Source organism: Mycobacterium gallinarum (assembly GCF_010726765.1).
In the GTDB taxonomy this organism is placed as follows: Bacteria; Actinomycetota; Actinomycetes; order Mycobacteriales; family Mycobacteriaceae; genus Mycobacterium; species Mycobacterium gallinarum.
On sequence record NZ_AP022601.1, the window covers coordinates 468,806 to 489,503 of the forward strand.

16 protein-coding genes are annotated in these 20,698 nt (G+C 64.5%); 13 read left to right on the plus strand and 3 right to left on the minus strand.

The features are described 5' to 3' along the window. Positions 1–51 precede the first annotated feature (51 nt). Both G6N42_RS02275 and G6N42_RS02280 read left to right on the plus strand, forming a co-directional pair. Positions 52–1,677 (plus strand): flavin-containing monooxygenase, encoded by a 1,626-nt coding sequence (locus tag G6N42_RS02275; RefSeq protein ID WP_163725485.1) that lies wholly within the window; start codon positions 52–54, stop codon positions 1,675–1,677. Continuing rightward, positions 1,674–2,795 carry an alpha/beta fold hydrolase gene (locus G6N42_RS02280; protein WP_163725487.1) on the plus strand — a complete coding sequence of 374 codons (1,122 nt, stop codon included), beginning with the start codon at positions 1,674–1,676 and terminating at the stop codon, positions 2,793–2,795. Before G6N42_RS02275 ends, G6N42_RS02280 begins: the two co-directional genes overlap by 4 nt. On the opposite strand, the gene G6N42_RS02285 is transcribed toward G6N42_RS02280, so the two are convergent. After that, positions 2,767–3,393: a TetR/AcrR family transcriptional regulator gene (locus G6N42_RS02285; protein WP_163725489.1), complete on the minus strand. Its 627-nt coding sequence runs from the start codon at positions 3,391–3,393 to the stop codon at positions 2,767–2,769. The two genes, G6N42_RS02280 and G6N42_RS02285, sit on opposite strands and share 29 nt — an antisense overlap. 59 nt (positions 3,394–3,452) lie before the next feature. Between G6N42_RS02285 and G6N42_RS02290 the strand changes: the two genes are divergently transcribed. The 3 genes from G6N42_RS02290 to G6N42_RS02300 are packed head-to-tail and all read left to right on the plus strand — an operon-like array spanning position 3,453 to position 5,919. Beyond that, positions 3,453–4,508 (plus strand): phosphotransferase, encoded by a 1,056-nt coding sequence (locus G6N42_RS02290; RefSeq protein WP_163725492.1) that lies wholly within the window; start codon positions 3,453–3,455, stop codon positions 4,506–4,508. Next, on the plus strand, positions 4,505–4,879 hold the full coding sequence (locus G6N42_RS02295) for a nuclear transport factor 2 family protein (protein ID WP_163725495.1): 375 nt from the start codon (positions 4,505–4,507) through the stop codon (positions 4,877–4,879). Before G6N42_RS02290 ends, G6N42_RS02295 begins: the two co-directional genes overlap by 4 nt. Then, a complete protein-coding gene (locus tag G6N42_RS02300) occupies positions 4,876–5,919 on the plus strand; it encodes a TIGR03857 family LLM class F420-dependent oxidoreductase (protein ID WP_163725497.1) in 1,044 nt (347 codons plus the stop codon). The genes G6N42_RS02295 and G6N42_RS02300 overlap by 4 nt, the downstream gene beginning before the upstream one ends. A gap of 55 nt (positions 5,920–5,974) precedes the next feature. On the opposite strand, the gene G6N42_RS02305 is transcribed toward G6N42_RS02300, so the two are convergent. After that, positions 5,975–7,471, minus strand: a complete 1,497-nt coding sequence (locus G6N42_RS02305) for an acyl-CoA carboxylase subunit beta (protein WP_163725499.1) — start codon at positions 7,469–7,471, stop codon at positions 5,975–5,977. A gap of 86 nt (positions 7,472–7,557) precedes the next feature. Between G6N42_RS02305 and G6N42_RS02310 the strand changes: the two genes are divergently transcribed. Both G6N42_RS02310 and G6N42_RS02315 read left to right on the plus strand, forming a co-directional pair. Then, positions 7,558–8,595 (plus strand): LLM class F420-dependent oxidoreductase, encoded by a 1,038-nt coding sequence (locus G6N42_RS02310; protein WP_163725501.1) that lies wholly within the window; start codon positions 7,558–7,560, stop codon positions 8,593–8,595. Positions 8,596–8,620: 25 nt separating this feature from the next. Continuing rightward, entirely contained in the window at positions 8,621–9,841 is a 1,221-nt protein-coding gene (locus tag G6N42_RS02315) for a cytochrome P450 (RefSeq protein ID WP_163736851.1), read from the plus strand. A 9-nt stretch (positions 9,842–9,850) separates the two neighbouring features. On the opposite strand, the gene G6N42_RS02320 is transcribed toward G6N42_RS02315, so the two are convergent. Beyond that, positions 9,851–11,146, minus strand: a complete 1,296-nt coding sequence (locus tag G6N42_RS02320; RefSeq protein WP_163725503.1) for an amidohydrolase family protein — start codon at positions 11,144–11,146, stop codon at positions 9,851–9,853. Between the two features lie 111 nt (positions 11,147–11,257). On the opposite strand from G6N42_RS02320, the gene G6N42_RS02325 reads away from it, so the two are divergent. The 6 genes from G6N42_RS02325 (at position 11,258) to narJ (ending at position 20,696) form a co-directional block, all read left to right on the plus strand. Then, positions 11,258–11,848, plus strand: a complete 591-nt coding sequence (locus G6N42_RS02325) for a carboxymuconolactone decarboxylase family protein (RefSeq protein ID WP_163725505.1) — start codon at positions 11,258–11,260, stop codon at positions 11,846–11,848. 101 nt (positions 11,849–11,949) lie between these two features. Next, positions 11,950–13,338, plus strand: a complete 1,389-nt coding sequence (locus G6N42_RS02330; protein WP_163725507.1) for an MFS transporter — start codon at positions 11,950–11,952, stop codon at positions 13,336–13,338. Between the two features lie 164 nt (positions 13,339–13,502). Beyond that, on the plus strand, positions 13,503–14,729 hold the full coding sequence (locus G6N42_RS02335) for a nitrate/nitrite transporter (RefSeq protein WP_163725509.1): 1,227 nt from the start codon (positions 13,503–13,505) through the stop codon (positions 14,727–14,729). After that, positions 14,726–18,421, plus strand: coding sequence for a nitrate reductase subunit alpha (locus tag G6N42_RS02340; protein ID WP_163725511.1), 3,696 nt, complete (start codon positions 14,726–14,728; stop codon positions 18,419–18,421). Before G6N42_RS02335 ends, G6N42_RS02340 begins: the two co-directional genes overlap by 4 nt. After that, a complete protein-coding gene (gene narH, locus G6N42_RS02345; protein ID WP_163725514.1) occupies positions 18,418–20,064 on the plus strand; it encodes a nitrate reductase subunit beta in 1,647 nt (548 codons plus the stop codon). Before G6N42_RS02340 ends, narH begins: the two co-directional genes overlap by 4 nt. Beyond that, complete coding sequence (narJ, locus tag G6N42_RS02350) at positions 20,061–20,696, plus strand: nitrate reductase molybdenum cofactor assembly chaperone (protein ID WP_197905516.1); 636 nt, start codon at positions 20,061–20,063, stop codon at positions 20,694–20,696. Before narH ends, narJ begins: the two co-directional genes overlap by 4 nt. Positions 20,697–20,698: the final 2 nt, after the last annotated feature.

A 20,698-nucleotide genomic window follows, 5' to 3' on the forward strand; every position in this document is an offset into this window, starting at 1 on the left:
ACTGTAATCGTTACAGTATCTCCCGTCGGAGCGAACACGAGGTGCCGACACGTGACCAAGCCCAGCCCTTCCCGATTCGATGCGATCGTCATCGGCGCCGGATTCTCCGGCTTGTACGCACTGCACCGGTTGCGTCAACTCGGCGTGCGGACGCGCGTGCTCGAGGCTGCCGAGGACGTCGGCGGGACGTGGCTGTTCAACCGGTATCCCGGTGCTCGATGTGACATCGAGAGCATCGAGTATTCCTACAGCTTCTCCGACGCGATCCAGCAGGAGTGGGTGTGGTCCGAGACCATGCCGGCCCAGCCGGAAATCGAGGCCTACCTCCACTTCGTGGCCGACAAACTCGATCTGCGCCGCGATATCCGCTTCAACACCAAGGTCGTTGCGATGACCTTCGACGAGGCCGCGGGCGAATGGCTGGTCGAAACCGAGGCCGGTGAGTCGTTGGTCGCCTCGTTCGTGGTCGCCGCATCGGGCATCCTGTCGGTGCCGCTGGACCCCGACTTTCCCGGAATGGACGCGTTCACCGGGGCGTCGTTGTTCACCGGTCACTGGCCGAAGGACGGCTTCGACGTCTCAGGTAAGCGGGTCGGTGTCATCGGCACCGGCTCGACGGGCGTTCAGTTGATCCCCGTGGTCGCCAAGCAGGCCGAACACCTCACGGTGTTTCAGCGCTCACCGGCCTACACGCTGCCGTGGGAAGTGCGTCCGTTCGACGACGGGGAGCTCGACGAGCTGAAGGCCAACTACGCCGAAATCCGCGCCGCACAAAGGGAACACGCGGTCGGGGCAGCTCGGTTGAGCGCCTTCTCGGTGTTGTTCGACATGATGGCCAAGCCGCCGTTGAAGTCGGCCTCGCGGCAGGACCAGCTGCGTGCCATCGAGGAGGGCGGCGTGATGGGCGCGCTCAGTTGGGGCGACGTCTTCTTCGACATCGAAGCCAACCGAATGGCCGCGAAGCTCTACGGCGAGGCGGTCGCCCGCATCGTCAAGGATCCCGAGACCGCGGCCTCGCTGACGCCGAGCCACCCCTTCGGCTGCAAGCGACCGATCATCGACCAGGGCTACTACGAGACGTTCAACCGCGACAACGTGACGCTGGTCGACCTGCGCAAGGGGCCGATCGTCGAGATCACGCCGACGGGTATCCGTACCGAGCAGGGGCACCACGACCTCGATGTCATCGTCTACGCCACCGGGTTCGACGCGATGACGGGAGCGCTCACCCGGATCAATGTCCGGGGCCGCGACAGGTTGTCGTTGGCGGACTTCTGGACGTCTGAGGGGCCGTACACCTATCTCGGGATCGCCGTCGCGGGTTTCCCGAACCTGTTCATCGTGCAGGCGCCCGGAAGCCCCTCGGCGGCAACTAATTTCGTCGCAGCACTCGAGCAGCACGTCGAGTGGATCGGCGACTGCATCGGATATCTGCGCGACAACGGCTACCGCACCATCGAGGCGTTGCCGGATGCGCAGCGTGAATGGATCGAGCACACCACAGCGCTCGTGGCGCCGACGGTCCTGGTCGATCCGTCGTGCAACTCCTGGTACAACGGCGGCAACGTCCCCGGGAAGAAGCGGATGTACATGGGCTACACGGCGGGCATCCCGGAGTACCGCAAGCGGTGCGACGAGATCGCGGACGCCGGCTACTCGGGTTTCAAGCTCGCATGAGGGCGTCCGAGCGGGCCCGGCTCATCGGCCGCGATTTCGCCGGCGTGGTGCCCAGGGCACACGCCGCGGTGTCGACCTCGGCGGACTGGAAGCCGTTGTCGCAGCGCGGAGCCCGTCAACTCGGCGAGGTGGTGCTGGACGAACTCGCGCTGTCCGGAATGACCTTGACCGCGCCGCCGCCCAAACTGGAACGCACGATCGACGCCTGTGCCGCCGCGGCGCAGGCGCTGTCCGGCCGCACCGTGGCGGAGGCCAACGCGGATCCGGAACCGTTGCAGATCAAGTCCATTCGACGACGCCGAATCGGGCGACTGATCTACGAACAGATGACGTTCGATCACGATCCGCGGCTTGCGCAGGCGCTGGTGTCAGAGGGGTTCGGAGGTCCCGCGACCGCTGTCGTTCATCTTTGTCGGACCGGAGACGACAAGCGTCCCTGGCTCGTCTGGGTGCATGGTGCGGGTCAGGGGCAGCCGATCGACATGTTGTTCTCGCGGGCGCGTCGACTCCAGGAGAAGTTGGGTTTCAACATCGCGCTGCCGGTGCAGCCCGGCCACGGTGCCCGCCGTGACGCGTGGCCGACCTATCCCGACATGGATCCGCTGAACAATGTCGCGGGCATGATGCGGGTGGTGTCCGAGGTCCGCGCGCTGGTCCGGTGGTTGGGCCCCCAATCCAATGCGATCGCGGTGTCCGGTGTGTCCATGGGGAGTCCAGTGGCGGCGCTGGTCGCACATCTCGAGAAAGTCGACGGGGTAGCGGTTTACACGCCGATCTCCGGGCTCAACGGGATGATCGCTCAGCACCTCGGCCGGTGGGGACCGTCGGTGCGCGACACGATCGAGCTACTGCAGTCCGACAACGTGGCCGCGGTGGCCTCCGTCGTCGATCACTTGGATGTCGAGCCGACTCCGCCCCCGTCGCGCAGGCTCATCGTGGGCGCCTGGCACGACCGGATGGCGATGCGCGAACCCGCTCAGCGGTTGCACGCGCGGTGGGGTGGCGAGTTGTACTGGCACCCGGGAAGCCACGTCGGGCATCTGTTCGCAGGTGGGGCTCAGCAGGCCTCGGAGCGATTTCTCCGCGGAGTCAGCGAGTCGAGCCATACTCGCGAATGAACCGGTCGCGGACGTAGGCCAACTCGCGATCGAGATCGTAACCATCGCCAATCAGAGTCCACAGGTACGCGGCGCCGAAGATCGCCGCGCTGAGGTCGCTTGTCGCACGGTCGATGTCGACGTCATCACGAACCGATCCGTCGTCAACTCCGCGTCGCAAACCGGCCTCGACTTTGTCGACTCCGCGCTGGAGCCAACGCTGAACGCGTTCGCGCAACGGCGAAGTACTCTTGACGCCCTCGAACGTGGCAACAAACATTGCGCGCAAGAAGGCCTGGTCTTCGGAGAACAGTCGTCGAACCCGGTCGAAGTGGCCGACCGCCTCCTGCAGGCCCGTGGCATTGGGATCGGCGTCCGGACTGAGCTGCTTGACGTAGTCGTGCAGAAAGAAGGCGTCGAGAATCGCGTCCTTACTGCCGTACCTAGCGTGGACCATGGCCCTGCTGTAACCCGCCCGGCGGCCAATCTCCGCGGCTGTCGTTGCCTCCCAGCCCTTTTCGACGATCAACTCGGCGGCTGCCTCGACCAGCCGGCGACTGGAGATCTCGACCCGTTCCGGCTGTGTCAGGCCACGAGTGGGTGACGGCACGCATTGCATATTAGACGATCGACAACTATGTTAGTTGCGTCTCGTCAAGTAAGTGGCAGAGGAACTCGATGAAGAGTGCGGGTGCGACCGACGTTCCGTTGGGGATCGACGCCGTGACACCGCAGTGGTTGACCGATGTGCTCGGTTCCGACGTGACGGGTGTCCGTGCCGAACAGATCGCGATGGACAGCGGCTTCTCGTCGCTGCTTTACCGCCTGACCCTGACCGGAGACAGCGTCCCGCCGACGTTGATCGCGAAACTCCCCGCGCTCTCCGAAGCCCGTGGTGCGATGGATCTGATGGGTGGTTACCGCAGGGAGGTCGCCTTCTACCGAGACATCGCCGGTCGGGCGCCGATGAAAACCCCGGACGTGCACGTCGCCCGGATCGCCGACAATGGTGTCGACTTCGTGCTGTTGCTCGAGGATCTCGCCAGCTGGGACAACGCGGACCATTTGGCAGGCCTGTCTATGGACCGAGCGCGAACGTGTCTCGAGTCATTGGCGGGATTGCACGCGTGGTCCTCGCACCGGGCCAATAGACATGTGCTGCAGCAGTTTCCGAGTATGGACAATCCGATGATCCGCGAAGCCATGGTGCCGGCCTTTGGCTACGGATGGCAGTCGTACCTCGAGAAGAGCGATACAGCTCTGCCGTCAGAGCTCGCCGAGTTCTTCGAGCACTTTTCGGATCGCGCTCCGGCAGCGCTTTCCGCGTTGACCCAACACGACATGCTGATACATGGTGACATCCGGGCCGACAATCTGTTCTTCGACGGTGACGCACTCAAAGTGGTGGACTTCCAATTCGCGGCCCGCGGGTCCGGTGTCGCCGACGTGGCCTACCTGCTCACCCAGGGATTGCCGATCGAGGAGCGTACCGGTCAGGACGAGGTCCTGCTCCGTGAGCATTTAGGCCATCTGGCCGACAGCGGAGTCGATTACGGATTCGACGCCGCGTGGCGCGACTACCGGACCGCTGCGGTGTACCTGACATTGATGCCCGTCGTCGCGCTACTGACCTGGGATATCGTGCCGGAACGGTCGCGCCGGCTCTGCCTCACACTCACCGATCGTGCGGTCGCCGCCATCGACGAGATCGACGCACTGGAGGTGTTCAAGTGACTCGTACGGCGCGCGAAGTGGTGGAGCTGTACAACCTCGTCGTCTGGAACGAACGCAGGTTCGACCTTGCTGAGGAACTCATGGGGGACAGCGTGATTCGTCATAATGTCGGCGAATCGACGACGCTGACTCACGAGCAGGCGGTTGCGCGCATCGTGGACCACTGGGCCATGTTCGAGACGATTCGTTTCGACCTCAACCTGGTGGTGGCGGGCGACGACGGCGAGCACGTCGCCATCGTCTACCAGTCGCCGATGGAACTGAAGGACGGCACCAGGACCGATGTCGGCAGTATGGAGATCTTCCGGGTAGTCGACGGTCGGATCGTCGAAGTGTGGAATTGCGGCTACAAGCAAGGAGTTTGGCAGTGACTGAACGCGTCTTGGATGAGCTCGGCTACTACCTGCTGGCCGGCGCTGGAGGTGAGGGTCCGGCAGGCCTGATGGACGAGGCGCGGCGGGGTGAGGAACTGGGTTTCGGCACTGGGTTCATCTCCGAGCGGTGGAACGTCAAGGAAGCCTGCTCATTGACCGGCGCCGCGTTGGCCGTCACCAACCGGATGCAGATCGCCACTGCCGCGACGAATCACAACACCCGGCACCCGCTGATCACCGGCTCCTACGCGACCACCATGCACCGACTGTCGAAAGGCCGCTTCACCCTGGGGATTGGCCGCGGTATCGCAGCGATGTACGGCGCCTTCGGGGTGCCGGCTGTCACGACCGCGCAGATGGAGGACTTCGCTCAGGTCATGCGGAGGCTCTGGCACGGTGAGCTCATCTTCAACCACGACGGACCAATCGGGAAGTATCAGTTGTTGTTCCTGGATCCGGACTTCAACGAGGACATCCGGCTGGCGATCGTGGCGTTCGGCCCCAAGACGTTGGCGCTGGGCGGGCGCGAGTTCGACGACGTCATTCTGCACACCTACTTCACGCCCGACACCCTGCAGCGCGCGGTGAAGACCGTCAAAGACGCTGCGGAGCAGGCGGGCCGCAACCCCGACGACGTGAGGGTGTGGTCGTGCTTTGCGACGGTCGGTGACCATCTGCCCGAAGAGCTCCGACTGAAGAAGACGGTGGCGAGGCTGGCCACCTATCTGCAGGGATACGGCGAACTGCTCATCAACACCAACGGTTGGGATCTTTCAGTGCTGCAACGCTTCAGGGGCGACGAGGTGGTGCAGTCCATTGGCGGCGGCATCGACCACAAGGCGACTGCCGAGCAGATCGAACACATCGCCACGCTCATCCCCGATGAGTGGCTCGAGCCCTCTGCGACGGGATCGGCGCAGCAGTGTGTCGAGCGGATCCGCAAGGAATTCGACTACGGCGCCGATGCGGTGATCATGCACGGCGCCACTCCCGACGAACTCGAACCGATCGTCGCCGAATACCGTGCAACCGTGTGATTTCGGTGTAGCTGGTCGCGGTGAGCGCAACCAGCTACACCGAAATCGCAAAGAGCTAGGGCGTGATGACGGTGCGGCTCACCGGTTCTGCCGCGGCCTGCCTGCTGTAGAGCCCACGCTGCAGCGCCGAGAGCAACGCATTGCGCGTCTCCTCCGGGCTGATGAGGTCGTCGAACCCGAGGTGGCGGGCCGAGCGGAAGGACGCCTCGACTTCTGCCTTGCGCAGCTTGGCTTCCATATCCTCGGCGGCGTGGGAGGCCTTGCTAAGGGCGGCCGCGCTCATCGCGCCCATCGTCGCACCCGGGTAGGCGAACGTGGCGCTCTGGTTGTCGAAGCCAAGCAGCGACATCACCATCGACCCGAATCCGTAGGCCTTGCGCAGGGTTACATGCAGCTTCAGCGTGGTGGCCGCGGTCTGGGCGGCGAACATCCGGGCACCGCTGCGCAGCACGCCGCTCTTCTCGGATCGGCTGCCCGGCAACATTCCCGGGTTGTCCGCGAGGAACACGATGGGCAGGTGGAAAGAGTCGGCGACATTGATGAAATGCGCTGCCTTGTCGGCGGCGTCGGCGTCGATCGATCCGGCGATCACCTTCGGCTGATTGGCGATGACGGCGACGGGATGACCGCCGAGATGGGCCAGCGCACAGATCATCGCCTGCCCGAATTTCGGCTGCACCTCGAACCAACCGCGGTCGTCGAACACCACGTCGAGCACGGCACGCATGTCGTAGACGCGCCGGTTGCCACGCGGGACGATGTCGAGCAGTTCCGGCGTCGAGCGCGGTTCGCTCACCTCGTCCTCGGGCAGTGACGCCGGATACGACCACGCGCTCGACGGGAAGTACGACAGATAGCGACGGATGTCGTCGAGGACCGCCTGATCGTCCTCAGCGAGGTTGTGGATCACCCCGCTGGCGAGTGCCACCGACGGGCCTCCCAGATCTTCTTTCGAAATGTCCTCGCCCGTCGACTCTTTCACGACCGGCGGGCCGGCGGTGAAGATCGCGCCCTGGTTGCTCATGATGGTCCAGTCGCACACCGGCGCCACCAGTGCACCATGGCCCGCCGACGGGCCGAGCAGCCCTCCGACCATCGGCACCTTGCCGGAACATTGCGCCTGAGCGAGCAAATCGGTTGGGGTGCGGCCATAGTGCTCGCCGCTGGGCCGGAAGCCCGCGCCCTCCAGAAGCATCACCAACGGGATCCGGTCCCGCAGCGCCAACTCCGCAAGCCGATAGCGCTTCGCGTTACCGCCGGGGCCGATGCTGCCCGCCAGCGTGGTGAAGTCCTCCGCGCCGACCATCACAGGCGAGCCGTTGACGAGGCCCGAACCGGCCACAATCCCGTCAGCTGCGATCTCACCGCCCACCAGCGTGCCGAACTCCCGGAAGCTGCCCTTGTCGAGGAGGTGGTCCAGCCGCGCACGGGCATCCAGCTTGCCCTTGCCGTGATGCTTGGCCAGCCGCTCCGGGCCACCCATCGCGCGCGACCGCTCACGCCGAAGATCGAGGTCTTCGAGCGTCTCCTTCCAACCCTGCTCGTTCGTCATGCGCTCTTCCTGTCGTTGAAAGGCGATCGTCGCACCGGCATGTTCACGTTGACCATACTGAATTGCTTACTGTAGCGTCTGCGGGCATGGGTAGCGGCGCCGGCCTCAAGGTCGACGGCGGTGTGTTCAGCCAGCTCCATGCCGTGGTCGACGCGGCGGTGACCCTGGAACGGCGGGGCTATGACGGCTGCTGGACCGCCGAGGTCAACCATGACCCGTTCCTGCCGCTGACGCTCGCCGCCGAGCACACCGAGACGATCGAACTGGGCACCAGCATCGCTGTCGCGTTCGCCCGGAACCCGATGACCGTCGCCAACGTCGGCTGGGATCTGCAGGAGTACTCCGCGGGTCGGCTGAACCTCGGTCTCGGCTCGCAGATCCAGCCGCACATCGAGAAGCGCTTTTCCATGCCGTGGAGCCGGCCGGTGCCGCGGATGCGGGAGTTCGTGCTGGCGTTACACGAAATCTGGGCGTGCTGGCACAACGGCTCGAAGTTGCGGTTCGAGGGCGACTTCTACACACACAAGATCATGACGCCGATGTTCGTGCCGGAGCCGCACCAGTACGGCGTCCCGAAGGTGTTCATCGCCGCAGTCGGTGAGGCGATGACGGAGATGACGGGCGAAGTCGCCGACGGGGTTCTCGCGCACGCCTTTACGACCAAGCGGTATTTCGAGGAGGTGACCATTCCGGCGCTGATGCGGGGGATGGCCAAGTCGGGCCGGGTGCGCGACGACTTCCAGGTGTCGGCTCCGCTGTTCGTCGTCACCGGTTCCGACGAGTCCGAGTTGGGCGCCGCCGCCCTGGGCACCCGCAAGCAGATAGCTTTCTACGGTTCGACACCCGCGTACAAGAAGGTGCTCGATCTGCACGGCTGGGGAGCGTTGCACGACGAGTTGCACGGCCTTTCGCTGAAGGGCGACTGGGACGGTATGGGTGCCCTGATCGACGACGAGATTCTCGAAGCCTTCGCGGTCGTTGCGCCAATCGACAAGCTGGCGGTCAAGATTCGCGACCGTTGCGACGGTCTGATCGACCGCGTCATGGTGGGCTTTCCCCGTACGACTTCGGAATCAACAATCTCGGCGGTATTGACAGAGCTGCGCGCGCCGACTGCACAGTGAGGAACCGGCTATGGCCACCCGGATCATGGATGAAGCCGCGAAGGTGTTCGCGACCCCGCGGGCGTACACCGACGAGACCAAGCTGCACGCCGCACTGACGCATCTGCGCGCGAACGCTCCTGTGTCATGGGTAGACGTACCGGACTACCGGCCGTTCTGGGCGATCACCAAGCACGCCGACATCATGGCGATCGAACGGGCGAACACGTTGTTCACCAACTCGCCGCGTCCCGTGCTGACCACCGCTGCCGGCGATGATCAGCAGGCTGCAATCGGGGTCAAAACCCTGATTCATCAAGATGATCCGGAGCACCGCGCCATCCGGGCCATCGGAGCCGACTGGTTCCGGCCGAAAGCCATGCGTGCGCTGAAGGTGCGTATCGACGAGCTCGCCAAGCGCTACGTCGACCAGATGGTTGCGGCGGGACCGGAATGCGACTTCGTCCAAGAAGTCGCGGTGAATTATCCGCTCTACGTGATCATGTCGATGCTCGGCATTCCCGAATCCGACTTTCCGCAGATGTTGAAGTACACACAGGAGCTGTTCGGAACCGACGACGAGGAGATGCAGCGTAGTTCGTCCATCGAGGAATCCATGGGTGTGCTGCTCGAGATGTTCGCCTACTTCAACGAATTGACCGCGGCGCGTCGCGCGACGCCTACCGAGGATCTGGCCTCAGCGATCGCGAACGCCACGATCGACGGTGAACCGCTGTCCGACATCGATACCGTGTCCTACTACCTGATCATCGCGACCGCCGGTCACGACACCACCAGCGCCGTGATCTCAGGCGGACTTCACGCGCTGATCGACCATCCAGATCAGTTGCAGCGCCTACGCGACAACATGGATCTCATGCCGTTGGCCACCGAGGAAATGATTCGCTGGGTCACGCCGGTCAAGGAGTTCATGCGCACCGCGCAGCAAGACACCGAGGTGCGCGGTGTCCCTATCGCGGCAGGGGAGTCGGTACTGCTGTCGTATGTCTCGTCGAATCGCGATGAAGACGTTTTCGACGAACCGTTCGCATTCGACGTGGGACGTGAGCCGAACAAGCACAACGCATTCGGCTACGGCGTGCACTTCTGTCTGGGCGCGGCGCTGGCCCGGATGGAGGTCAACAGTTTCTTCTCCGAGCTGGTACCCCGGCTGGACTCGATAGAACTGACCGGCGATCCTGCGTATACCGCAACGGTCTTCGTCGGCGGTCCCAAACACCTGCCGATCCGCTACTCGCTCAAATGATCTGAGCGCTCACTTCTGCGGCGCGGTCGCCCGGTTCAGCTGGTCCTGCAACGTGGTCGCGCCCAGGCTCGAGTCCTTCTTGTGGTGCGACAGTGCCTGGATGGAGACATCGTGGCCTTCCGCCGCCTTGCGCAGGGCGCCGACCGTCGCCTGCTCCTTGGAAATGTGACTGAATGGGTCGAAGTTGTACCAGCGCATGGCGTTCTCGTAGGTCATCTTGTTGATCTCGACGTCGGTGGCGTGATGCTCCTTGAGGACCTCGTCGAGTTGCTCCGGGGCGCCGGGCCACATCGAGTCGCTGTGCGGGTAGTCGGCTTCCCAGCAGATGTTGTCGATACCGATCTGGTTGCGCAGTGCCACGCCGACCGGATCGGAGATGAAGCAGGTCAAGAAATGGTCGCGGAACACCTCGGAAGGTTTCTGCTTGCCGAAGTCCTGGCCCGTCCAGGTGGAGTGCATCTCATAGGTGCGATCGGCGCGGTCCAGGAAGTAGGGGATCCACCCGGTGCCGCCCTCGCTCAGGGCGATCTTGAGGCCGGGATATTTCTTGATCGGCTTGGACCACAAGAGGTCCGCGGCGGCCTGCACGATGTTCATGGGCTGCAGCGTGATCATCACGTCCATCGGGGCGTCAGCTGCGGTGATGGCAAGCTTCCCCGAGGAACCGATGTGCACGTTCATCACGGTGTCGGTGTCGACGAGGGCCTCCCACATCGGCGTCCAGTAGTCGTCGTGGAACGACGGATAACCCATCGCGGCGGGGTTTTCACTGAATGTGAGTGCGTGGACGCCGCGTTCGGCGTTGCGGCGGATCTCTTTGGCGCAGGCTTCGGCGTCCCAGATGACCGGCAAAGTCATTGGGATGAACCGGGCTGGATAGGCGCCGCACCACTCTTCGACGTGCCAGTCGTTGTAGGCCTGTACCAGCGCCACGCTGAACTCGGGATCCTCGGTGGCGAACAATCGGCCGGCGAAACCACAGAAGGTGGGGAAGCAGATGGAACCGAGGATGCCGCCGGCGTTCATGTCCTTGACCCGCTCGTCGACCTGCCAGCAGCCGGGCCGGATCTCGTCGAGACCCTGCGGCTCCAGTCCGTACTCCTCCTTCGGCCGGCCGGCCACCGCGTTGAGCGCGACGTTTGGGATGACCACATCGCGAAACTGCCAGGTGTCTGACCCATCGGGGTTGTGCACCAGCCGTGGCGCCTCGTCGAGGTATTTCTTGGCCAGATGATTTTTGAACATGTCCGGGGGTTCGACGATGTGATCGTCAACGCTGATCAAAATCATGTCGTCCTTGTTCACGGCGGCGCTCCTTTGTAGTTGCTTACCGTATGACCGACAGTTTAGCTGTCGCAGTTGACGCGATACGGTGTCTCCCAGCGCTAACCTACGGCAGATGTGAGGTGATTCAGAGTGTCAAAGTCCCGAATTACCCCTTCCGCGGCGTTCGCTGCGATCCCGGTGGACGACCTCGGTCAGGGCGACCGGATCAACATCGGAGTCGCGTCGATCCTCGGGCATCGGCCGGAGGTGGCGGGTGCGCTCGGATCGCTGAAGGCGGCGCTTACCTCGACCGGGACGCTGCCCCCGCGGCTCGTCGAATTGGTGCGGTTGCGGATCGCGTTCCACAACCAGTGCCGCAGCTGTATGTCGGTGCGCTATCAGAGCGCGATCGACGACGGTCTCACCGAGGACCTGGTGTGCTCGCTCGAACAGCCGGCCGACGCCGACGACCTCACCGACGCCGAGCGCAGCGCGCTGCGCTACGCAGACCTGTTCGCCACCAACCATCTGGCGATCGACGAGACTGTCTACGACGATCTGCGCAGGCACTTCACCGAAGATGAACTCGTCGAACTCGGCGTGCACTGCGCCTATATGGTCGGAATGGGCCGGCTGGCGGCGACATGGAGCGTCACCGATGATGTGCCCGACGCTTTCCGTGCGACATCGGATGCGCCTCTGGCGCCGTGGGATTCCGAAGGCGTCGTCGCATCCGGCTAGTTGCCGCAGGTCAGCGCCTTGCGAACCTATCTAGGCGTACGGCCCGCAAAGTAGGATTGCCGCTGGCATGATGTGCCTTTGCTACGGCAGAGAGGCGCGAGATGAACTCAGAGACGGCAGACGCTGATCTGGTCGGCGGAGTTCCGCGTCGCCGCATCGTGATCGCCTCGATGGTCGGTACCACCATCGAGTTCTACGACTTCTATATCTATGCCACCGCCGCGGTTTCGGTGTTCCCGCACCTGTTCTTTCCCAAGGGTGATCCGACGACGGCACTGCTGGCCTCGCTGGCCACATTCGGTCTCGCGTTCGTGGCACGCCCGGTGGGCTCGGTGCTGTTCGGCCATTTCGGCGACCGCGTGGGCCGCAAGGCCACCCTAGTCGCCTCCCTGCTGGTGATGGGGATAGCGACCTTTGTCATCGGGTTGCTGCCGACGTACTCGCAGGTGGGCGTCATCGCTCCGGCACTGCTGGCAGTCATGCGCTTCTCGCAGGGTTTGGCCCTCGGCGGTGAATGGAGCGGCGCGGCGCTACTCGCCACCGAGACCGCAGAACCCGGGCGGCGGGGATGGGCGGCGATGTGGCCACAGCTCGGAGCCCCGTTCGGATTCCTTTTGGCCAACGGGCTTTTCGTAGGGCTGCTGCTGTGGCTCGGGCACAGCAATCTGAACCCAGATCCCGACGGGGCATTCCTCACCTGGGGCTGGCGAGTTCCATTCCTGCTGAGCGCGGTGATGGTGGCCATCGGTCTGTACGTGCGGTTGCGGCTTATCGAGACGCCGGTGTTCACCCGCGCCGTCGCGCGCGGTGAAAAAGTGAAAACGCCGCTGACCGAAGTGTTTCGGACCAGCTGGCGTCAGCTGATCATCGGCACATTCGTGATGTTGGCGACGTACACCATCTTCTACATCGTGACGACATGGGCGCTGAGCTTCGGCACCGGCAAGCGACCGCCCGACGGTAAGGGACTCGGGTTCGCCTACGTCGACTTCCTGCAACTGCAACTGATCGCGGTGCTGTTTTTCGCGGCGACGCTACCCCTTTCGGGTCTGGTCTCCGACCGCTTCGGCCGCAGGCGCTCGCTGCTGGTCGTCACGATCGGCATCATGGCGTACGGCGCGCTGTTCGCCCCGATGCTCGGGTCGGGTAACACCTCCGAGGGCACGATGCTGCTCTTCTTGATCATCGGAATGACGTTGATGGGCTTTACTTTCGGGCCGATGAGCGCGGTTCTGCCCGAGTTGTTCCCGACGAATGTGCGTTATACGGGTTCGGGGATCTCGTACAACGTCGCCAGTATCCTCGGCGCCGCGGTGGCGCCGTTCATCGCCACCTGGCTGGCGACGTCCTACGGCGTCGGCTGGGTGGGCCTGTATCTGTTCGTCGCGGCGTGTCTGAGCTTCATCGCGATCTTCGTCATGCATGAGACCAAGGACACCTCGCTGGATTCGGTGGCCCAGCCAGATCCCGGAACGGTCATCACCCCCTAATACCGTCAACGGTGCCACATTTCAGCAAATGGTCAGGGTCACCTAACTCGGCGTGGTGAACGCACGAAGCCGCCTCGCGCGCGCGGCGGCCATGACTCCGCTTTTACCGCAATAGTTTCCGCGAAAGCCACACTGTATTCGCAGTCGGGTGGTTGTCTGAGGACGTGAGCACGGCGGCCACGCCGGACACCGGCACCGGCAGAACTGTCAATCTGGTGCTGGCCACCTGGGTGTCGGCAATCAACTTCTGGGCCTGGAACATGATCGGGCCCCTTTCCACCACCTACGCGGGCGACCTGGCGTTGAGCAGTACCGAGGCGTCGATGCTCGTCGCGACACCGATTCTGGTTGGCTCGCTGGGCCGCATCGTCGTCGGATCGCTCACCGACAGGTTCGGCGGCCGCACGATGTTCATCGCCGTGTCCGTCGCATCTATCGTGCCGGTGCTCGCCGTGGGTGCCGCTGGGTCAGCGGGGTCCTACCCGTTGTTGCTCGTCTGTGGCTTCTTCCTCGGCATTGCCGGAACAATCTTCGCCGTCGGCATCCCGTTCGCGAACAGTTGGTTCGAGGCCTCGCGACGCGGCTTCGCCACCGGCGTTTTCGGGATGGGAATGGTCGGTACGGCGCTTTCGGCGTTCTTCACACCGCGACTCGTACGGTGGTTTGGTCTCCTCACCACCCACGTGATCGTCGCGGTTGCGCTCGCGCTGACCGCGGCAGTCTGCGTCCTGCTGATGCGGAACTCACCGAACTTCACCCCCAACACCGGGCCGGTGGTGCCGAAGCTGGTCGCCGCGGCGAAGTTACCCGTCACATGGGAGATGTCGTTCCTCTATGCGGTGGCGTTCGGCGGCTTTGTCGCATTCAGCAACTATTTGCCCACCTACATCAAGACGATCTACGCGTTCACAGCGGTAGACGCGGGCGCACGCACGGCAGGTTTCGCGCTGGCCGCCGTGCTGGCCCGACCGGTCGGTGGAGCGCTGGCTGACCGGATCGCACCCAAGTACGTGGTGCTGACGTCATTCGCTGGCACGGCGGCGATGGCGTTCGTCGCCGTATTTCAGCCGCCGGCGGACGTGTGGTCCGCGGCGACGTTCATCTCGCTGGCCATCTTCCTCGGGATCGGCACCGGCGGCGTGTTCGCGTGGGTGGCACGGCGGGCACCCGCACAGTCAGTGGGTGCGGTCACGGGAATCGTCGCCGCGGCAGGCGGCCTCGGCGGCTACTTCCCGCCGCTGGTGATGGGAGCGACCTACGACGCGACCGACAACGACTACACCGTCGGCTTGCTGCTCTTGGTGGCCGCCGCACTGGTCGCCCTCGGCTACACCGCGCTGCGACTACACGCGCACGAACCGGAGGCTCAACCCAGCAAGGGCGGGACATGACGACTACACCGCACACCGGCGGCCCGATCGAGGAACTGCTCGAGCGCAGCGGCCGCTTCTTCACTCCCGGCGAGTTCTCCGACGATTTGCGCACCGTCACGCGTCGCGGCGGACGCGACGGCGACGTCTTCTACCGCGATCGCTGGAGCCATGACAAGGTCGTGCGCTCCACGCACGGCGTGAACTGCACCGGATCCTGTTCGTGGAAGATCTACGTCAAGGACGGCATCATCACCTGGGAGACCCAGGAAACGGACTACCCCTCGGTGGGGTCCGACCGCCCCGAGTACGAGCCCCGCGGCTGCCCGCGCGGTGCGGCCTTCTCCTGGTATACCTATTCGCCAACGCGGGTTCGCTACCCCTATGCCCGCGGCGTCCTCGTCGAGATGTACCGCGAAGCCAAAGCGCGACTGGGTGACCCGGTGCTCGCGTGGGCGGACATCCAGGCCGACCCGGAACGCCGCCGCCGATATCAGCAGGCGCGCGGCAAGGGCGGGCTGGTGCGGGTGACGTGGACCGAGGCGACGGAGATGATCGCCGCCGCGCACGTCTACACGATCAAGACCTACGGCCCCGACCGGGTCGCGGGTTTCTCGCCCATACCGGCCATGTCGATGGTCAGCCACGCCGCGGGTTCCCGGTTCGTCGAGCTGATCGGCGGAGCGATGACCTCGTTTTACGACTGGTACGCCGATCTGCCGGTGGCCTCACCGCAGGTGTTCGGCGACCAGACCGACGTACCGGAGTCCGGAGATTGGTGGGACGCCGCCTATTTGATGATGTGGGGCTCCAACGTTCCCGTCACCCGAACACCGGACGCACACTGGATGGCCGAGGTGCGCTACCGCGGCACCAAGGTCGTCTCCGTCAGCCCGGACTACGCCGATAACACCAAGTTCGCCGACGAGTGGATGCCGTGTGCGGCCGGCACCGACGGCGCGCTCGCGATGGCGATGGGCCACGTGATCCTTTCTGAATGCTTTGTGCACCATCGGGTTCCGTTCTTCGTCGATTATGTGCGCAAGTTCACTGACCTGCCGTTCCTGATCAAGCTGGAGCAACGAAACGGGACGCTGGTGCCCGGAAAGAACCTCACCGCCGCCGATCTCGGCCGAGGGTTCGCGGAACAGGAGAACTCAGCGTTCAAACCGGCCCTGCTCGACGGGGCGACCGGAACCGTCGCGGTGCCACAAGGGTCTTTGGGGTTCCGCTTTGGGGACGGGGGTGTCGGCCAGTGGAACCTCGATCTGGAGGCCCTGGTGCCTGCGCTGACAGTGGCGACCGAGGACGGTGAGGTCGCCGCCATCCGGCTGCCGTGTTTCGACACCGTCGACGGCCGGGGCGCGACGTTGGAGCGCGGTGTTCCGGTGCGCCGCGTGGGGGATCACCTCGTGTGCACGGTGTTCGACTTGATGCTCGCACAGTACGGCGTGGCGCGGCCCGGTCTGCCGGGGGACTGGCCCACCGGCTATGACGACGCGGAGCATCCGTACACGCCGGCCTGGCAGGAGTCGATCACCGGAGTCGCTGCCGCCCAAGCCATCCGGGTGGCCAAGGAGTTTGCCCGGAACGCCGAGGATACCAACGGCCGGTCGATGATCATCATGGGCGCCGGCATCTGCCAGTGGTTTCACGGCGACGCCACCTACCGCGCCGTGCTGGCCCTGCTGCTGCTCACCGGGTCGATGGGTCGAAACGGCGGCGGCTGGGCGCATTACGTCGGGCAGGAGAAATGCCGGCCGATCACTGGGTGGGCGACATTGGCGATGGGCACCGACTGGTCGCGTCCGCCGCGGCAGATGCCCGGCACGTCGTACTGGTATGCCCACACCGATCAATGGCGCTACGACGGATACCGCGCCGATGCGCTGGTGAGCCCGCTCGGCCGGGGCCGGTTCGCAGGCAAGCACACGATGGATGTGCTGGCCTCGGCCACCGCTATGGGGTGGTCCCCGTTCTTCCCGCAGTTCGACCGGTCCAGCCTGGATGTCGCCGACGAAGCGCTGGCGGCCGGACGCGAAACCTCGGACATCCCGAATTACGTCGCCGAACAACTGGCAAGCGGCGCACTGAAACTGGCCGTCACCGATCCGGACAATCCGGCGAACTGGCCACGGGTGCTGAACGTCTGGCGGGCCAATCTGCTCGGTTCGTCGAGCAAGGGCAACGAGTACTTTCTGCGCCACCTGCTCGGCACCACCTCCAACGTGCAGGGCCAGCCCGCCGATCTGCGCGCACGCGACATCGTCTACACCGACGAGATTCCGGAGGGCAAGCTCGACCTGCTGATGTCAATCGACTTCCGGATGACGTCGACGACTCTGTTGTCCGATGTGGTGCTGCCCGCCGCGACCTGGTACGAGAAGGCGGACCTGTCCAGCACCGACATGCACCCGTTCATCCACGCTTTCAGCCCGGCCATCGACCCGCCGTGGGAAACGCGTTCGGACTACGAGGCGTTCGGTGCGATCGCCAGGACGTTCAGCGTGCTGGCTTCGCAACACCTCGGCACGCGCACCGACGTGGTGCTCGGCACGTTGCAGCACGACACGCCCGGGGCAATGGCCTATCCGGGTGGTACGGAACGTGACTGGCGGGTTACCGGCGAGACGCCTATCCCCGGCAAGACCATGGGCCCTATCGCGGTGGTGGAACGCGATTACGCGGCGATCGGCGAAAAGTGGGTCACGCTGGGTCCGCTCGTCGACACTCTCGGCGTCACGACAAAGGGCATCACCACCCACCCGATGACCGAAGTCACCGAGTTGTCGGCCAAATTCGGTGTGATGGATTCCGGTGCGGCCCAGGGCCGTCCGGCCATGACCTCGGCGGAGCGTATGGCCGACGCGATCCTGGCTTTGTCCGGTACATCCAACGGCAGGCTCGCGGTGGAGGGATTCCGACAGCTGGAGCGCCGGACCGGCCGCAAAATGGTGCATCTGGCCGAGGGCAGCGAGGAACGCCGCATCACCTACGCCGACACCCAGGCCCGGCCGGTGCCCGTCATCACCAGCCCGGAGTGGTCGGGTAGCGAGACCGGTGGCCGCCGCTACGCACCGTTCACGGTGAACATCGAAGAGCTCAAACCGTTCCATACCCTGACCGGCCGGATGCACTTCTACGTCGACCACGACTGGCTTGAGGAGTTGGGCGAACAACTGCCGATCTACCGTCCGCCGCTGGACATGTCGAGATTGTGCGGTGAGCCCGCGGTGGGCACCGGCGACGGTGCTGCCCTGACGGTGCGGTATCTGACCCCGCACTCGAAATGGTCGATTCACTCCGAATACCAGGACAACCTGTTCATGTTGTCACTGTCCCGGGGTGGGCCGGTGATGTGGATGAGCCCGGCCGATGCGGCGAAAATCCAAGTCCGCGACAATGATTGGGTCGAGGCGGTCAATCGCAACGGCGTCGTGGTGTGCCGCGCCGCCGTCAGCCACCGAATGCCCGACGGCGTGGTGTTCGTATATCACGCGATGGAGCGCACCATTGACGTGCCGCTCACCGAGACCACCGGAACCCGCGGCGGGATCCACAATTCGCTGACCCGGTTGCTGATCAAGCCAAGCCACCTAGCCGGTGGCTATGCGCAGCATTCGTTCGCGTTCAACTACCTCGGCCCGACCGGAAACCAGCGAGACGAGGTGACGGTGGTGCGCCGTCGCTCCCAGGAGGTGAGCTACCAGTGAAAGTGATGGCGCAGATGGCGATGGTGATGAACCTCGACAAATGCATCGGCTGCCACACCTGCTCGGTGACCTGCAAACAGGCCTGGACGAACCGATCCGGCACCGAGTACGTGTGGTTCAACAACGTCGAAACCCGCCCTGGCCAAGGCTATCCACGCACCTACGAAGATCAGGAGCGCTGGCGCGGGGGTTGGCGCCGTGATCGCCGGGGGCGGTTACGGCTGCGCGACGGCGGCCGGCTGGCCAAGCTGGCCCGGATCTTCGCGAATCCGAAGCTGCCGACCATCAACGACTATTACGAGCCCTGGACCTACGACTACGAGAATCTGATCTCTGCACCACTCGGTGACCAGATGCCGGTTGCTCCGCCGCGCAGCCTGATCAGTGGTAAGCCGATGAAGGTTTCATGGTCGGCCAATTGGGACGACGACCTCGCCGGGTCACCCGAAATCGTCCCGGGAGACCCGATTCTCGCGAAGGTGAGCGAGGAGGTGAAGCTGCAGCTGGAACAGACGTTCATGTTCTACCTGCCGCGGATATGTGAGCACTGCCTGAACCCGTCCTGCGTGGCGTCGTGCCCGTCGGGTGCGATGTACAAGCGCAGCGAGGACGGCATCGTGCTCGTCGACCAGGACCGTTGTCGTGGCTGGCGGATGTGTGTATCGGGCTGCCCGTACAAGAAGGTGTACTTCAACCACAAGACCGGCAAGGCTGAGAAGTGCACGCTGTGCTATCCGCGTATCGAAGTGGGCCTGCCCACCGTGTGCTCAGAAACCTGCGTGGGCCGGCTGCGCTACCTGGGTCTGGTTCTTTACGACGTCGACCGAGTATTGGAGGCCGCATCAGTCGAGGACGAGAAGGATCTGTACGAGGCGCATCGGCGGATCCTGTTGGATCCCGCCGATCCTGAAGTGATCGCGGGCGCCCGGGCCGAGGGGATCTCCGACGAGTGGATCGAGGCCGCGCAACGGTCGCCGGTCTATGCGCTGATCAACACGTATCAGGTTGCGCTGCCGCTGCATCCGGAGTTCCGGACGGTGCCGATGGTGTGGTACATCCCGCCGCTGTCGCCGATCGTCGACGCGGTCAGCCGCGACGGGCACGACGGTGAAGACGTCGGCAACCTGTTCGGTGCGCTGGACGCGCTGCGCATCCCGATGGAATACCTCGCCGGACTGTTCACCGCTGGGGACACGTCCGTCGTGGAGGCGGTGCTGCAGCGGTTGGCGGCGATGCGGTCCTACATGCGTGACATCAACCTGGGCCGCGAAACCAAGCCCCACATTCCGGAGGCTGTCGGAATGACCGAAGAGCAGATCTATGAGATGTACCGGTTGCTTGCGCTGGCGAAATACGAAGACCGCTATGTGATTCCGACCGCTTACGTCGCCGAGGGTCCGCAACTCGAGGAGGCCGGCTGCTCACTGTCCTTTGACGGCGGGCCGGGAATGTACGAATCGGGCCCATTCGGAGAGGCGAGCGGCGGGCCGGTGCCGGTCGCCGTGGAATCCTTCCACGCGCTGCAACAGCGCCAGACCTACGAGGGGATGGCCGCCAATGCCGAGCGTCCGTCGCGGGTGAATCTGCTCAACTGGGACGGTAGGGGAGTGCCGCCTGACATGTTCCCGGGCGGCAAGTCGTGAGGCTTCGAACCCAGCAGCTGCAGGACCGCCTGGTGTGGCAGGCGGCGTCACTGCTGCTGGCCTACCCCGATGAGCATCAGCGCGACCGGCTGGACACTGTCGACCGACTGCTGGAGTGCATCACCGGGCCCGCGCCCGTGCTGCTGGGACGAACCGTTGCGGCGTTGCGCGCGCGGGAACCGATGCGGGCGGCGGCAGAGTACGTCGAAACCTTCGACCTGCAGCGCCGCTCGACGATGCTACTGACCTACTGGACCGCCGGGGACACCCGCAACCGCGGTACACAGATGCTGGTCTTTGCGCAGTCCTACCGCGACGCCGGTGTCCAGCCGCCGAAAGATGAGGCCCCAGATCATCTTCCGGTCGTCCTGGAATTCGCCGCCACCGTCGATCCGGTGGCGGGGCGACGCCTGCTCGCCGATCACCGCGTCCCGATCGACGTGTTGCGGCAGGCCCTGGTCGATGCCGAGTCGCCGTACGCACCGGCCGTCACTGCTGTGGCTGCGACATTACCGGCCGCCGAGGAACAGGATGCCCATCGGTTACTGCACTCCGGGCCGCCGGCCGAAGCGGTTGGCTTGCAGCCCTTTCAACTGACGGTGCCGCCACGGCGGGCGGAAGGAGCCCGGTGACA

What these genes read in the sequence shown, in the direction of transcription:
- G6N42_RS02330 (WP_163725507.1), top strand. Translation starts at nt 11,950, where the DNA reads ATGAACTCAGAGACGGCAGACGCTGATCTGGTCGGCGGAGTTCCGCGT.
- G6N42_RS02290 (WP_163725492.1), top strand. Translation starts at nt 3,453, where the DNA reads ATGAAGAGTGCGGGTGCGACCGACGTTCCGTTGGGGATCGACGCCGTG.
- G6N42_RS02285 (WP_163725489.1), bottom strand. Translation starts at nt 3,393, where the DNA reads ATGCAATGCGTGCCGTCACCCACTCGTGGCCTGACACAGCCGGAACGG.
- G6N42_RS02305 (WP_163725499.1), bottom strand. Translation starts at nt 7,471, where the DNA reads ATGACGAACGAGCAGGGTTGGAAGGAGACGCTCGAAGACCTCGATCTT.
- G6N42_RS02280 (WP_163725487.1), top strand. Translation starts at nt 1,674, where the DNA reads ATGAGGGCGTCCGAGCGGGCCCGGCTCATCGGCCGCGATTTCGCCGGC.
- G6N42_RS02315 (WP_163736851.1), top strand. Translation starts at nt 8,621, where the DNA reads ATGGATGAAGCCGCGAAGGTGTTCGCGACCCCGCGGGCGTACACCGAC.
- G6N42_RS02310 (WP_163725501.1), top strand. Translation starts at nt 7,558, where the DNA reads ATGGGTAGCGGCGCCGGCCTCAAGGTCGACGGCGGTGTGTTCAGCCAG.
- G6N42_RS02340 (WP_163725511.1), top strand. Translation starts at nt 14,726, where the DNA reads ATGACGACTACACCGCACACCGGCGGCCCGATCGAGGAACTGCTCGAG.